The 15,549-nt window shown below is 40.5% G+C and carries 8 protein-coding genes; all 8 read right to left on the reverse strand.

Features of this window, described 5'->3' with window-relative positions; all coding sequences use genetic code 11:
- Positions 1 to 20: 20 nt before the first annotated feature.
- The 8 genes from E7276_RS04410 to E7276_RS04445 all read right to left on the reverse strand — a co-directional run bounded on the left by E7276_RS04410 (position 21) and on the right by E7276_RS04445 (position 15,483).
- The gene (locus tag E7276_RS04410; RefSeq protein WP_294214215.1) at positions 21 to 428 is read right to left on the reverse strand and encodes a hypothetical protein; all 408 of its coding nucleotides are present in this window, start codon (positions 426 to 428) and stop codon (positions 21 to 23) included.
- 2 nt (positions 429 to 430) lie between these two features.
- A complete protein-coding gene (locus E7276_RS04415) occupies positions 431 to 2,101 on the reverse strand; it encodes a serine/threonine protein kinase (protein ID WP_294214218.1) in 1,671 nt (556 codons plus the stop codon).
- A 2-nt stretch (positions 2,102 to 2,103) separates the two neighbouring features.
- Positions 2,104 to 2,889, reverse strand: coding sequence for a PP2C family protein-serine/threonine phosphatase (locus E7276_RS04420; RefSeq protein ID WP_294214220.1), 786 nt, complete (start codon positions 2,887 to 2,889; stop codon positions 2,104 to 2,106).
- A gap of 18 nt (positions 2,890 to 2,907) precedes the next feature.
- The gene (locus E7276_RS04425) at positions 2,908 to 6,435 is read right to left on the reverse strand and encodes an Ig-like domain-containing protein (protein WP_294214223.1); all 3,528 of its coding nucleotides are present in this window, start codon (positions 6,433 to 6,435) and stop codon (positions 2,908 to 2,910) included.
- A 1,453-nt stretch (positions 6,436 to 7,888) separates the two neighbouring features.
- Positions 7,889 to 9,382, reverse strand: coding sequence for a methyl-accepting chemotaxis protein (locus E7276_RS04430; RefSeq protein WP_294214226.1), 1,494 nt, complete (start codon positions 9,380 to 9,382; stop codon positions 7,889 to 7,891).
- Positions 9,383 to 9,489: 107 nt separating this feature from the next.
- Positions 9,490 to 9,729, reverse strand: coding sequence for a cysteine-rich small domain-containing protein (locus E7276_RS15105; RefSeq protein WP_294214228.1), 240 nt, complete (start codon positions 9,727 to 9,729; stop codon positions 9,490 to 9,492).
- Between the two features lie 658 nt (positions 9,730 to 10,387).
- Positions 10,388 to 11,467: an FAD:protein FMN transferase gene (locus E7276_RS04440; protein WP_294214230.1), complete on the reverse strand. Its 1,080-nt coding sequence runs from the start codon at positions 11,465 to 11,467 to the stop codon at positions 10,388 to 10,390.
- Between the two features lie 11 nt (positions 11,468 to 11,478).
- On the reverse strand, positions 11,479 to 15,483 hold the full coding sequence (locus E7276_RS04445; protein ID WP_294214232.1) for a S8 family serine peptidase: 4,005 nt from the start codon (positions 15,481 to 15,483) through the stop codon (positions 11,479 to 11,481).
- Between the last annotated feature and the right edge of the window lie 66 nt (positions 15,484 to 15,549).

The following is a 15,549-nucleotide window of genomic DNA, read 5'->3' on the forward strand; positions in this document are numbered from 1 at the left end:
TGAATTCAAATCCTCTTAATCTATATTTTTTGATCTGTTCCTGTTAATCTAATGTCTTCTTCGATTACAAAGCCTTGAATGCTTTCATCAAGCACTGTTGTTTCCGGTTCTAAAACTGTTGTCTCCATGTTCGAGTCTATTACTTCTGTTTTCTTCAAAAGACCTGATGTATTCCATGTAATTGAAGCATGTTGACCAGCTGATAGCTGTTGTTTACTGCCATAGCTTGAATCTGATTTGATTCGTTTCACTTCCTTGCTTACACCAAATCCTATGAGAACCCTAAGTGAGTGAAGAATGTTTAACACAAACCAAAGCACTGTTGTTAAAATGGCAAATATTATTGCAACTATTATTAGGGTAAGTGATATTTGCTTATAGCTTTGGGCTTGTTCACTTATCGTATTTACGGATATTTGTTTACTCATATCTATTTGCTCTCCTCCAACAATCCAATTGTTTGTCTTGCCTTTTCGATGTTTGACTCCAATTCACCTTTAAGCTCCGCTACTCTATCTGAAGAGTCTCCATCGATTGTCTCAACTGCGTTTTCTATATCAAGAAGCGCCAATTCCATTTCTGAATATGCAACGCCGTCCTTATTGAACTTTGCTGCATTGGAACAAATCTGAGCTGCCAATTCCTTGTATATTACAAGGGCGGTGTTTTCATTATCTATTTTTGCAATGTCACCTGAGGATACTGCTATCAAATCGTTCCAATAATCTTTGTAGCTGACGGTGCTGTCACCTGATTTATCTATGTTGCCCAGGCTCACATAGTAATTGGCAATTGCCCCAAGTCTTCTGGCTCTCTCTGTCTGGCTTTCATCTAGCTCACCAGATGCTGCCTTATCGAACCAGTAGGCTGATAACTGTTTATTGCCTACGCCCTCATAGCTGTAAAAATATGCTAGTCCCAGGCGATAGCACATAAGGCTGTAGCCTGCTTCATCCTCAGCTAATATTTGTTCATAGGTCTTTTTATTTTTTGTTGATATAAGGACACTTCTCATTTGGTTGGCTTCATCCTCTGAGAATACTCCGTCCTCCATGTATGCTTTATCAATGAGATTTATGTAAGCACTGGCTTCCTCAGGCTTTACATTAATCATGTCTATATATCCTTCCGGACTGTCTACATCCTTTTCGGATTCTACCGCCAAGCTAGCGTAGCTTTTTTCTATATAACTATTGGCGTAAGCATTTAGCCCAATTCCCATGGCGGCTGTTGCTATAGTCAAAAGAAATGATGTGGCAAATAATGCAAGCTTTACTCGCTCTTTATTTTTGTATGTATTATCCAGCTCGTAATAATGCATCAAATCGTATTCTAGTGACTCACAGTTTTGGTAACGCTTTGCTGGGTCATTTTGAACACATTTTAAAATGATATCCTCCAAGCCTTGAGATAAGGTTGGAATGTAGTGTCTAATTGGAAGGATTTCATATGGTGGTTCGCTTGGATTTTTCCCTGTAATCAAGTGATACATAGTGGCACCCAAGTTATAAATATCTGTTCTGGCATCTGTCTGGCCTTTGCCACCAAATTGCTCTGGTGCGGCATAGCCTCTGGTGCCCAAGCAGATTGTATCCTCCATGTTATCTTCCTTGTATTGTCTGGCTGTACCAAAATCAATCAAAACTATCTGACCATTTGGTTTTAGCATGATGTTACTGGGCTTTAGATCTCGATAAATAATAGGTGGATTCTGTGAATGCAAATAACCAAGCACATCACACAGCTGAATGGCCCAATCTACCACATGCTCCTGCTGTTGCGGGCCATACTCATCGATGGCCCTTTTTAATGTATTTCCTTCTATATAATCCATGATTATCAGGATGCTTTCCTCATAATCAATGATGTCTACAATGCTAGGCAAATTAGGGTGGGACAAACCTTTTAACAGTTCTGTCTCAGTACGGATGCTCGTCATGGAAACTTTGGACTTTTCCACATCATCCTTGCGAAATTCTTTGATTGCCCACTGTTTGTTTGCACGTTCGTTCATAGCAAGATAGACAGTGCTCATACCGCCCTGCCCTATCTTGTTAAGAACTTTATACTTTTTATCAATTACGGAACCAATTTCTAACATAGCTAGTCAACTCTCACCACTAAACCTGATATATTATCTGTTTCTCCTCTATCCTTAACCAAATTCACTAACTCTTTTATCCCGCTATTTTTTGCAACATTTTCTACCATTTCCTTCCCCTCTAGCTTTCGCCACAGGCCGTCGGAGCATAGTAGGAAACTAACGCCTTTTTTTGTTTCTCCCCTGAAAAAATCTGGCTTAATCTCTTTGGAAGCCCCTACGCATTGAAGCAATACGCTTTTTTCTTTGCTGTTTAGGGCTTCCTCAGGTGTCATTCGCCCAGCATCCATTTCTCTTTGAATGTAGCTGTGGTCATGGGTGATTTGCTCTATGTTTTCGCCTTCGATTCGATAAACTCGCGAATCACCTATGCTCATGACCAAATATTTATCATTCATAATCAGTAAAAGGGTTATTGTTGTTCCCAGCATTATGCCTTTACTGCTTCCGTACTCACCAAGCTTTTTATTGATTTCCTCTGCCAATCCGTTCCATTGAAGCTCTATTCTGCCCCAATAGTCCATTTCGCAGGAATAATCTTCAAGCTGTGTTGTATTGTTTTCTGCGGCTAATATTTGTGGTAGTTCTCTATTGAACCAGCCATCCACTCTATCTACCAAGGTTGCGCTGGCTACCTCGCCGCAGGAGAGGCCTCCCATTCCATCACAGAGGCAAGCCATACAGATTTGACCCATATTTTTGCTTTTCGCCTGCTTAATTAAAAGGGCATCCTGGTTAACGCTTTTCTTTGGCCCAATATCTGTATGTGCATCTGTTTTGAATGTCATGAAAGTTTTCCTCTAGTTCTATTTCTTAAATCTTCTAAATCCGAATGTGACTGCTCCGGCAGCTCCAACAGTACTTGTTCCTACCACTGCCATAACGCCCTTAGCCATTCCTGAAAGACCTGAATTATTAAGGTCCTTTCTGGTGATTTTCTGCTTCTCTATTGTTCCACTTGCGATAAGCTCCTGTGCTTTTTCTGAAATAAGAACATTGTCATAGGTAAGGGTTGTTTCGTTTCCTGAAACATCCTGGCAAGTAAGGGCAATCTGCTGGTAATCATCCTTGCCGGCAAGTGTGATTATTTCTGTTCCACCATTTTCTGTAAGCTCAGAGGCTTCATACTCTGCAACGACTTTGTTGTCTGCGTATACTGTGATTTTTGCTACGCCAACTGTATCTGTTGCGTTTACTGAGAAATCATGCTGTGACTCCTCATAGATTCCGTCGCTTTCAATTCCTGAAACAACAACGCTAGGAGAAGTCTGGTCCATTAAGAACTCGATTTCAGCTTCCTTTGACTGGTTGCTCTGCTTGTTAGTAGCTTTGTCCTCAGAGTAAACAGTTACTGAATAAATACCGTCACTCTCAAAATTAGATTTACCAACTGTGTAGCTGATTGAATGCCAGCCGTTTTCATTACTCAGCTCTGAGGTTGTATAACCGCGGCCTGCTGAAAGCTGGTTTACATCACCGTCGTGGGTTACTGAAACTTCCTTGTAGGTAAGTGTGTCTACGTTAATCTCTGTGATTACCACATTCTGTGGTGTAGTTACGTAGTAGTCATCAATCATTTTCTTTGTATCAGGGCTTACTACGTAGATTGATCCAAATCTGTTAATTGAATAGCTAATCTGCTTTTCAAATTCGTTTCCTGCTAAATCCTTTACCTTTGCAGTCAAGGTATATAAGTCGTCGTTTGCTTTCTCATGAGCAAGGTCTGAAATCTGAAGTGTGTAGCCATCCTGTGTCTGTGTAGCCTTGTTTTCTATTGCTACCTCACCGTTGTTAGAGCCTGTTAAGTGAACCTCGATATCTTCGCTCTTAAGATTCAAATCCTTAACAGTAATTACTGGCTCCACTGTGCCATTGTTTGCAGACATATCTGTGACGCCAGTAATCTCGATTTCTGGCAATGTGGTGTCGATAAAGAACACACCGCTTGTGTAAGTATCTGAGCTATTTCCCGCTAAATCCTTACAAGTTATATTAAAACCAAATTTTCCATCTGTATTGAACTTCATTGTGGCAACATATTTTCCATCAGACTCATTGAAATCTGTTACTGCTGGAAGAGCATTTAGGCCGTCCTCAGAAGCTTTATCAATGCTTACAAGTGAGCTTGAGAAGCTGATATCTTCGATTGTAATTGTTGCCATTCTGCTTTCCTTGAAGTAGTTCTCATTGGCTGGTGTATTGTTATCAAAGGACACCTTCACCTCTGGAGCTGTTAGGTCTACCACAAATTCTGAAGCGCTCTGCTGTTCGCTGCTATTGCCTGCTTTGTCCTTGCAGTTAAAAGTGAGACTGTAAATGCCATCAGCGCTGAACTCTATTTTCTTGCTGTAAGTATCATCACTTGTTTTCTCCCAACCGCCAACTTGTGGAGTTCCGATTTGAGAGTTAAGTGTTAAGGTTGTATAAGCATCATCACCTGGGAAGTTTGTGTCCTTTACTGTGATTGTTGCTGTTCTAGCCTTGTTGAAGTATTTATCATTAGTAGCTTCGTTGTTATCGAATGTAAGCTGAACAACTGGCTTTGTTTTATCTATTGTGAAAGTGCTCTGGCTGTCTAAGCTTTTTATGTTATTAGCTTTGTCTGCCACGGTTCCCTTTAACTGATAGCTACCATCCCCTGAGACTGTTGCAGCAAAGGTATGAACATCGCCATACACCGACTCGGCTTTAAAGTAAATTGGCTCACCACCAGCCTCATTTTCAATGTAGACACCTTCTAGTGTATCTTCGTTGATAAGATTGCTTTCTTTTACCTTAATCTCAACTCTAACGTCCTCATTGTAGAAGCCTGTGTCGGCTCCTGAGGAACCTGCTGGTGTGTCACTTCCGTTATAGGTTGTGGAGATGATTTCTGGTGGTGCATTATCGATGAATGTTTTTACCGTTTTCTGACCAAGCTCTCCATTGATCACAAACGAAAGAGTGTAGGTGTGTTCGCCATCATCTGCGGCTGGCACATAGTAAATTCCACTATTTTCAAACTGGTCATAGAAGATTTTGTATGCATTATCAGTATGGAAAAGGTCGTATATTGCTTTGCACAAAGCATCTACTATGCAACAACGGCGATTATCCTGATTTGGAGCACTTTTCCATTTACCTTCAATCACTGCATCATTCTCATCTACTAGCTTGGCATTCGTAATCTCATAGTCTGTAACACCTGCAAACTCGATTTTCAGTTTATCCTGTAAATATTTGGTTGATGAGTAATAGATTTCGTTTTCATTGCTGTCATTCATTTTCCAGACTTCATTTCCGTCTGCATCAACCGCTGAAACTGTGTAAACAACTCCTGCATAATCCGCATCTGTCAGCTGTACATAGCATTCGTGAGCCATAGTAGCACTAACTGATTTGTAAGTGGAATTTCTGGCTAGGGCTCCCATAATATAGTAGTAAGTACCGTCTTCATCCACTGTGAAGGTGTATACCTTGTTTCCATCATCGTCTGTTTCTGGTACATCGTCTGGCTGGAATTCTACGGATGTCTCATTTACCACATCATATGCAGCAAGAACGACCTCCATTGACTGGGACTGGTCAATTGTTGCTTTAACTGTAAATTGGGTTCCGGTTGTGTAGTGAGGAATCCCACAAATATATACCGGATTATCATTGTTATCCTCTACTGAGACGATTGTTGGTCTTGCATCTACCGATGACAACTCCTGTTCACAGATTGTGCAGTATGTTTTTACATAGTAACCATCAAGCACTGGATTGCCTGGAGTGCAGCTCACTGAGCCTTCCTTATAGTCACATTCTGAATCAGTGCATTGGTAATAGTGAATGTGGTCCCCCTTGACTAGCTCTAAACAGTGAGTATGTTCAGGGGTCGTTTGGGTAGTTTGTGTTGTTCCGGTTGTTTGGGTAGCACCGGCGCCGTCTGTTTCTGTTCCGGTTCCTGTTCCTGTGGTTGTTGAAGTTGTGTTGGCTCCGTCTCCTGTTACTTGTGTATCTCCCGTGCTGGTGCCAGTTTCCTCTCCTGTTCCTATGGTTCCCTGGGTTGTGCTCGAGCCATCTGTACCGGTTCCAGCTCCTGTAGTTTCCGAAGTTGCGCTGCCACCATCTGTGCCGGTTCCGGTTCCTGTGGTTATGCTGCTCCCGTCTGTACCTGTTCCGGTCCCTGTGGTTGTACTGGTCCCGTCTGTACCTGTTCCGGTCCCTGTGGCGTCCTGTGTACCCCCGTCCTGTGTCGAAATGATATCTCCCTGAACAGGCTCATCCTCATCTGCGAATACTCCTATTGCCGAGTTAGTACACAAGAATGTGCCCAGCATTAACATTGCTGTCAATCGCTTGAGTTTCAACTTTATTCTCCCTCTCTTCCATACATATTTCCCTTTTGTGTATAAAACTTCGCTTTTCACACTTTTTCCATTATTACATAACTTCGTCTGATACACAACTATTGCATTTGTGTATACAAACTTTCATACAAAGCCTAATTTTTCGTTAATTTGTTATGCGTTATAATGTTTTTGAATTTTGAATATCATACGTTCTAGGTAGCATTTTAGTACTTATATTGTTTTGTGTCAATTCTCTAATTCACATTTTTTTCACAAATATCTTTCCAATAAAAAACCAGGCCATTCCCAGCCTAGTCATCTCACTAATCACACTATGAATTTGCCATTTTCTTAGTACCATTTTTTCAAATCGCACTAAGAATCCAAGATTTATTCTTATTTCTTAGTACGCATTATCAAAAAAATCATCTGTCGTACTAAGAAATATATCTTTTCACTCTATTCTTAGTGCATTTTTCTTCAAAACCTCTTCATCCATACTAAGGATTCTCCCATTTTTCTCCAAGTTTAGTATTTTCTTAATTTCTCTTGATTTATCGTACTAAGAATTAAAGCTTATTGTGTAATCCTTAGTACAATTTCTTTTTATTTATCTTGTATGTACTAAGGACATAAAAAATTTCTATATTGCTTAGTACATTTTGCAATAATATGACTATATAGGGAAACTTACTTTATTTCATATAGTTATAAATATTCTGTATGTACTATATATTCAGGCTTTGCCTGATTTATATAGTCATAAAAACCAATTAAGTACTATATATACCAACTTTTATGCCTGTATATAGTTTCAAAAAAACTATTTGTACTATATATTTTTGTATCCAATCTTTTATATAGTCATTTTCCTCATGTTCACTTATTTTCAGGGCATTATCGCACTATATATACTGGGATTTCTGCTTTTATATAGTTCTTTTTCTCTTGTTGACTCATTTTCAGGGCATTATCGCACTATATGTATTGGGTTTTCTGCTTTTATATAGTACTTTTTCTCTTGTTCACTTATTTTCAGGGCATTATCGCACTATATATACTGGGTTTTCTGCTTTTATATAGTACTTTTTTTCTTGTTCACTTATTTTTAGGACATTATCGCACTATATGTATTGGGTTTTCTGCTTTTATATAGTACTTTTTCTCTTGTTCACTCATTTTTAGGGCATTATCGCACTATATGTATTGGGGTTTCCTCTTTTTATATAGTCGAATTACATGTTTCTTTTGATATTACTTTATGTATGCGCTATATAGATTCTTTTTTCTTGCTGATATAGTACGAGTCATATACAGCAACCAAGTTTTATCGTTTGTTTTATAAGAAAGTTCCGGAATAGGTCCCTATAAACTCAAAAAGCGCCTCCGATTTCTCGGAAGCGCTCTAAAACTTCTTCTTTAATTAATCTGAAGGCCAAACCTAATTGTTGATGGGTCTTATGGTTTTTGCTTATCCCTTCAACGCGATCTGCTCCATCTCTGTAGCAATTCGATTGATTACCTCAAGTGTGTCATTCATGTTATTGAGGGCATCCATTGCATCATCACTAACTGAGCCAACTGTATCGGTGGCAGCCGCAACCTCTTCTGAAGTAGCAGAAAGATTTGTGATGTTATCCATAATCTCTCTATTTGCAGTAATGACATTATCAACAGAGCCTTTAACTTGAACAACGCCATCGCGCAAATTATCGGTTCCTGTTTTAATAGCATCAAGCTTAGTACCTGTCTCAACGATAAGCTCGTTTTGCTTTGTAGCATACTCTGCTGATTTAGACATTGCATCGGCAGCAGAACGAGCATCAGATGTAAGTCTCTCGATAATCTTTGAGATTTCCTCTGTAGCCTGTCTTGTGCTCTCTGAAAGTGCTCTGATTTCATCAGCAACAACGGCAAAGCCTTTACCTGCTTCACCAGCTCTTGCAGCTTCGATTGAAGCATTAAGGGCTAACAAATTAGTCTGACTAGAAATACCAAGGATTGTCTCTGTAATAGCCTGTACATCCTGGATACTATCATTAAGAGCCTGTGTAGTAGAGCTTGTTTCGATATTAATGTTAGCAACCTTCTCAGCCTGATTCTTTAGCTGATTAATAAGTTCAACACCTTCATTTACTGAAGCTTCTACCTGTTCTGAGACTTCATCAATATTATTTGCTTCTTCGCCAACAGTCTGGATACTCTCCTGAATAACCGCTGTCTTATTAGTCTGATTCTCGATAGCCTCTGCTGTATTCTTTGTTCCTTCCACAATCTCAAGCACTGAATCGTGGACAACATTCATAGACTCATTAAGTCTTGTGGATACCTCATTAGCCTCTGTGAATTTATTATTAAGCTCCTCTGCCAAGTCAACGATTGTTTCAGAAGTAGCTTTAATGTCTGCTGCATGATCCTTTATTGTATCAAGAGTCTCTGTATTCTGACGGCGCTGCTGCTTACAAACAATAACGGCAATAGTACAAGCGATAATACTGAATACCATCTGGGTCATAAGCTCTCGACCTGAAATATTTCCTTTCTTCAGTTCAATAAAACCTGAAGAAACAAGACAAGCATTTGCAATAAAGCAGCCTATTCGCACCGTATTGGCTTCTCCATAAATCATTACAATCAGGATAATAGTATACATGAATATGTACATGTGATTATCACTAGGAGAATAAATGGTAAGCAAGAACAGCAATACCATAGAAAGAGTTACAACGTATTTATACTGATATTTATCGCCAAAATTAATTGCGCATACCTGATATAGAATCAAGCAAACTATTGCAACCACAAGTCGTGCGATATTAAGAGCGCTCATGCCATCGAAATAAAGAGAGCGCGAAGCAAAGAAAATCAATGCACAACTAGTAATAGTTCCGCTACAACGTGCCAGGAAATTCTTCTCGGACATCTGTTTAGTCTCAATTTCCATCTTCTCAGATTTTTCGCCCATACTACTTTTACCTCCGTCTATAATCATCATAAAAAAGGAAATATTACTCACGTAGTAAAATCAGTATATCAGCTAAAATGTGAAATAAGGGTGAAACAACAGTTTTTTCACAAAACATTCATTATATTTGCAACAATTTCATCATAGTTTTCTCGTACGTGTGGCCTAAGGCAATTAATACAAGACTTAACGCCCTTCTCAGTATAGTAAAAATTGCCGCCGCACTTATCCCCCAGACAATACAACGGACAATAGCAAAACAAGCAATTAAAATCCTCTGGCTTGTCCGTCTTGTGGCAAGGAAAGTATTCACATTCTTTATTCTGAAAAAATTTATAATTATCCATGCCCCAATTATACATCTTCTCGGCCCATTTGGCTCGCCCTTTTCCTTTGGGCGCCACTAGGTCATCCCCAGCCCCGCTCCCCGGCCCGCCTGTATGGAAACAATTTCACGAATATTTTTAGTTTTCCAATATGCAAGAGGGAGCATCCCGCATGTGTCTTTCTATGGATGAACTGTTTTGAAAAATGTATTTTTACAGGGCGGACATATTTGTAAGTTCTAATTGGTACAACTCAGGTCTCAAGGGGGAATTGGGCTCATAATACGTTCACCAAGAAAAATCACAAAGCTGGATTATCATATATTGGCACCGTGCTTTATACGACATCGTGTCGCGTGTCGCACTTGCGCCGCCGTCCTAGCGGCGCATGCCAATATATTGATAATCCAGCTTTTATTTTTCTAGGTTCACTCCCAAATCGCCCAATTCCCCCTGAGCCTGAGTTGTACTAAATATACATTTTCGTGTCCGCCCATAAAATACCTTTTTCAAAATTGTACAGACATGAGAAAGACACATGCTAATAAAAGATGCGAGTCCTTGCATATTAGGAAAACAAAATATTCTTGTGAAGTTTCCATACAGGCGGGCCGGGGAGCAGGGTTGGGGATGGCCTGGTGGCTGCGATGTAGTGAGGCGAGCCAATGGGCCATGGTGTCTAATTGGTGGATGGAAAGCCTTCAGAATAAACGAATGTGCCATCCTTGAGGACCCACATGGCTTCGACGCCTTCGTGGGACTCAATAAATTGCTGGCCGTCCTCTAGGGTCATGTTAAAGAGTGCGGTTGAGAAGGCGTCGGCCATGCCTGAGTCTGATGCAAGTATTGAGACTTGGGCGAACTCGGTGGATGGGAACAATGTGTCAGGATTGATTATGTGGCAGTAGCGGGTGCCATCAACCTCATAGTAGCGCTGGTAATCGCCGCTAGATACCACGCAACCACCATCTCCAATTTCCACTGTTTCAATGTAGGCCTCATCACTTTCTAGGTCTGGGTTTTGAATTCCTATCTTGAAATTCTTATCTTCAGTTTTTGAGCCAATGGCACAGATATTTCCTCCCACATTGAGTAGGACATGGTCTATACCATGAGCTTTGGCTGCTGTTGCAACTGCCTGCACAGCGTACCCTTTTGCGATGCCTCCAACATCTAGAGACATTTCTGTGTCAGCTAGGTAAACTGTGCCAGCTTCTTCATCTATGATAATATCCTCAATATTTGTGTGTTCTGATGCAGCTGCTAGCTCCTCTTCAGTTGGAAGGGTAGCTGCATCTGGATTTTCAAGACCCTGTTCTCTGTAGGTGTGCCAAATAGATAGTACTGAGCCCATGGCAATGTTGAGCTTGCCATCTGTTTCATAGTACATCTCCTTGCCATATTTTATTAGGTCTATTAGCTCACTATCTACTTTTACGGGAGTTATCCCTGCATTATCGTTGATTGTTTTGACATTATTGATGCCTTCATACTCGTTGTAGATATCATATAGATTGTTGTACCTAGTCAGTTCTTCTTTGATGAAGGCTACATCCTCTGTGAACCTTTCCTCAGTTGTATTGTAGCCACTGATTTCAGTTGTTGTATCAAACAAGTCTAAGATTGATATTCCGTAGTCCTCGCCTGTGGCAGAAGCTTCTACTGAAGCTTCCGTATCTGGCTGTGATAAAAGCTGGAAGGCTATGAAAGCTATCAAAGCGACTATTAATAATGCAGAAATAATTATTCCCTTTTTCATCGTAAATCCTTTTATTTAAAAAATTTAAGCTTAATCAGCTTGAGTAAAGCTGTTTTCTTAAAGATTATACCTGCTCCTGCAACGATAGCAACACCTGCTGATGTTGCTGCAATTGGAACAACTGGTATTTTTTTCTTTTTGTTGTTTTGTTTACTATCAGATTCAGAGTTATTTGTTTCGTTAGATGCTGCAGATTCGATAGTATTTTCTTTTATTTCAGCATCCTCCATAGGCACTTCTTCCTCAGCTGCATCGGATGATTGGCTACTAGAAGAATTGCTGCTAGATGAGCTTGCAGTCTGAATGCCGGTTGTTTCTTCTATTGTTTCATCAGGCGCTGTCTCCTCAACGACCTCAACTGCTGCTTCCTCTGTACTAGATTGGGTTGCTGAACTACTAGCGCTGCTTGTTGATGAGCTACTGCCTGAAGATCCACTATTTGATGAGCTGTTTCCTGTCTCAGAAGACTCAGTGATTTCTTCTGTTGTATTATTCTCCGAAGGCTCAGATATATCTGTGTTTTCCGAAGGTTGCTCTGGAAGTGGTGCTATTTCCTGGGCAAATGCAGCCAAGTCAACAAGACCATATCCATAAGAATTATCATAGCCCTCGTCACCCTTATCCTGGCTGGTTGTCTGAAGTAATTCCTTGAATTCATCAGGTGTAATGTCAGGATTAGCCTGCTTTGCTGCTGCAGCCATTGCTGCAACTATAGGTGAAGAATATGATGTTCCCGATTTAACGAAGCATCTGTAACCACGTGCGCTAAGTCCCAAACTTAAAATCTGCTGACCTGGGGCAGTAACATATACCTGGTCGTTCTTTGTTGAATTTACACGCACGTTTCCTGCATTATCAACTGCACCTACGCTGATAACAGAATCATAGGATGCAGGATAAATGTAGGCATCTTCTGTGGAGCCAGATACTCCAGAGTTTCCTGAAGCTCCGACAACTATTACACCGCATGAATTTGCATAATCAACTGCTGCTTTTAGCTCCTCTGTGTCAAGCAAGCTTACGCTAGTTGTGATTACGTCTGCATCAAATTTATCTACAGCCTCTACGATTGCTCTGCCTGCTGCTTTACTTGCTTCCTCACTAGCACCTGAATCTATTCTCATTGGAATAATATCCACGTCGCTAAGCAATCCGGCTATACCAATATTGTTATCCCTCTTTGCGACGATAATACCTGTCACAAAAGTACCATGCCCCTCAGGATCAGTAAGCTCCTCATTGTTCTCTGCGCCTGGGTCATTCATTGGAGAATCATTTACATAGTCCCAGCCTGCAAGGATGTGATGATAATCTATATCTGCCGAATTGCAAATCAATCCACTATCGATAACCGCAATCTTGACTCCCGAACCAGTCAATCCATGCTCTGCTAATCCATTTCCGTTAATGTCATCATAATACTTACTTTGAAGTGACCAGTAAGTGTCATTTAAAGTAGTATCAACTGTTTCCTCTTCTTCCTCTTCTTCAGATTGTGTAATTTCTATATCAAATCCAAAGATTTCTGCTATTGAATAAAGTGTATCAGAGTTTGTTACATATTCTCGCTCGTAGTCTGTGAGCGCAGTGTAGTAATTGATTGCAGCTAAAACATTGTTAATATTTCCAGTTGTAGATGTGTTTGCTGAGGTATAGCCTGCGATTTTATCTATTGCATTTATAGCAGTCTGAGCTGAAGCCTTGGCAAGTGCATCTGTTACACCTGATTTTATTCCAGATGATGTAAGTGTAGCTCCAGAAACTGCATCAACCTCTGTTGTCTGCTGTTCCACGATTGTACTGTAGAGTGTTGATGCTCTTGCATATGGAGATGTATCACCACCCTCTGTGGTCTCACTGTGGCTAATACACTCGATTGAAGAAATCATATTGTTTTCAATGACAACATTAAATGTCATTGTACCTCCACGACCTACTCCTTCACCTGTGTATGTTCCATTTGCCCAAGTTACGCCACTTAATTCAGTCGATGCCTTTGACTCGGTGTAAGCTTTCTCATAATAATTTGTGCACATAACAAATGCATCATATGGATTTGAAGATGATGCGGCCTGTCCGTGCCACTCCCAAGCAGGGGTACCATACTGTCCACTTGTTTGGCCTACCACTGTAACTTCTGTCTCGTTTTCCCTATTGATTACATCGTAAATCCAGTCTCCACCAGTGGTTCCGTAGTTCTGAACCCATGAAACATTGTTACTAGAATCATATTTAATAATTATGCCGTCGTTTGCGCCATAGTTGTCCCAAATGTAGCCTTCATCCAATAAATCGCGTTCAACGATTGTAGTATTTGAAGTTCCGAATACAACATATCCGCCGTCGCTAGTTGCTGTAACTCCTTCCATTTGAGTACCTGCATTTGCTGTAAGGCTTCCTGAAAGGCCGTCTACTGTTCCGATGTTTCTTGCAAATAAAACGTCATCCAAATCAGCTGAATAACGTACAACCACAACGTCTGTAGAGCCATAGCACTTCCAGTCTTCTCCTGTTGTTGCATCGTTTGTAGCTGTTCCTGTAACTACATAAGTGCCATCATCAAGAACTGCTACTGACAAGTACTCAGCGGTTATTAAATCGATGCTATCCTGGGCTGTTGGATTAGCTGTACCTGCCATTCTATGGGCGATAAGTTCTCCTGTAAGTCCGTCCCATTTTGCAATAACTGCATTTGCGTTACCCTTTGCAAGCTGTGTTATTCCTACTGTAATAAAGTTACCGTCCTCGTCGATATCAAGGCCTCTGATTTTTTCTGTAGGATTTGAGTATGAAGAATCTGCAACATCCTCCATGACACCATAGTTTTCAAATGAAGCAAATTCAACATTAAAGTCCTTATCGAATTTTATTAAACATCCATTGAAGCCCTTATCACTTGCACGTTTGCTTAATTCCTCATCCTCACCAGAGGCATTCTGCCAAATTTGTGTTTTTGTACTGAATCCATCCTCAGAAGAAGCTATATATCCTGTAAGGTATGAAGTATATCCAGAAACAGCAAAACCGCCATCATCTGTAGGAACAATACCATTTAGCTCATAACCTGCTCCCGATGTAGAATTGATAATGTATTCTGTATAGTCATCCTTATCATTAGGATTGATTTTTACAATGTACATAGCGGTTCTTGTACTTTCGTAATCTCTTACACGACCAACCGCAACAATACTTCCGTCGGCAATTACATCAACACCAAGAAAATACGAAACTCCTACATGTGTTGATTCCCATGTCCATTTCACATCATGATCACTATCGAAGCAAACAACAATAGCCTCATTGTATGAATGCCCATATTGCGGAGATGCTTCCATATTTGTTGTGAAATCCCAATCAGGGTCATCGCTTGCCCCAAAGGTATAACCTGCTGCTACAAAAGCGCCTTCTTCCTCGCCAGAAGCTGGAAGTAAATATGCAGCTGCTTCGAATTTGTCCTCATACAATCCACCGTAGCTTTTTGCAGATTTAAAATCCAGCGCATTATTAAACTTTGATTGTGTTGCTGAAGTAACACCGTCAATATCTGTTTTCTTTAATTTGTGAGGCTTTTCTTTTTCCTCTTCCTCTTCTTCAGCTTCTTCTTCAAGCTCTGTTAAATCAAGCTCTTCATCTGTAGCACTAGCTAAGGAAGTAATGAGCTGTTCTTCTATAGACTCATCAGACTCATCGTCATCGCCTTCTGAAGTCTCAGTCTCTTCGTCATCGCCATCTGAAGCCTCAGTCTCTTCTTCTCCTTCCTCATTCTCGCCATCATCATTCTGGCTTACTTCATCATTGTCTTCTTCATCTTTTTCTTCTTCGCCATCCTGACTTTCTTTTTCAGACTCATCCAAGTCCTCTGTTTCTTCCACAGAATCATCTGTTGTATCTTCTTCTGTAACAACAGCCCCATCTGTCTCGGCTGCAAGCACAATCATAGGAGCCCCAATTAGCCCAGTATAGGCTATGCTCAGAGCCATGATCATGCTAAGCACCGTGTTCAACACTTTTTTCATGCATTTTCTCCTTAGTTATATCTCACTTACGCTTTGCACTGCTAACTAACGTTAGAGCAAACTAAC

Source organism: Pseudobutyrivibrio sp., assembly GCF_015057185.1.
Lineage (GTDB): Bacteria > Bacillota > Clostridia > Lachnospirales > Lachnospiraceae > Pseudobutyrivibrio.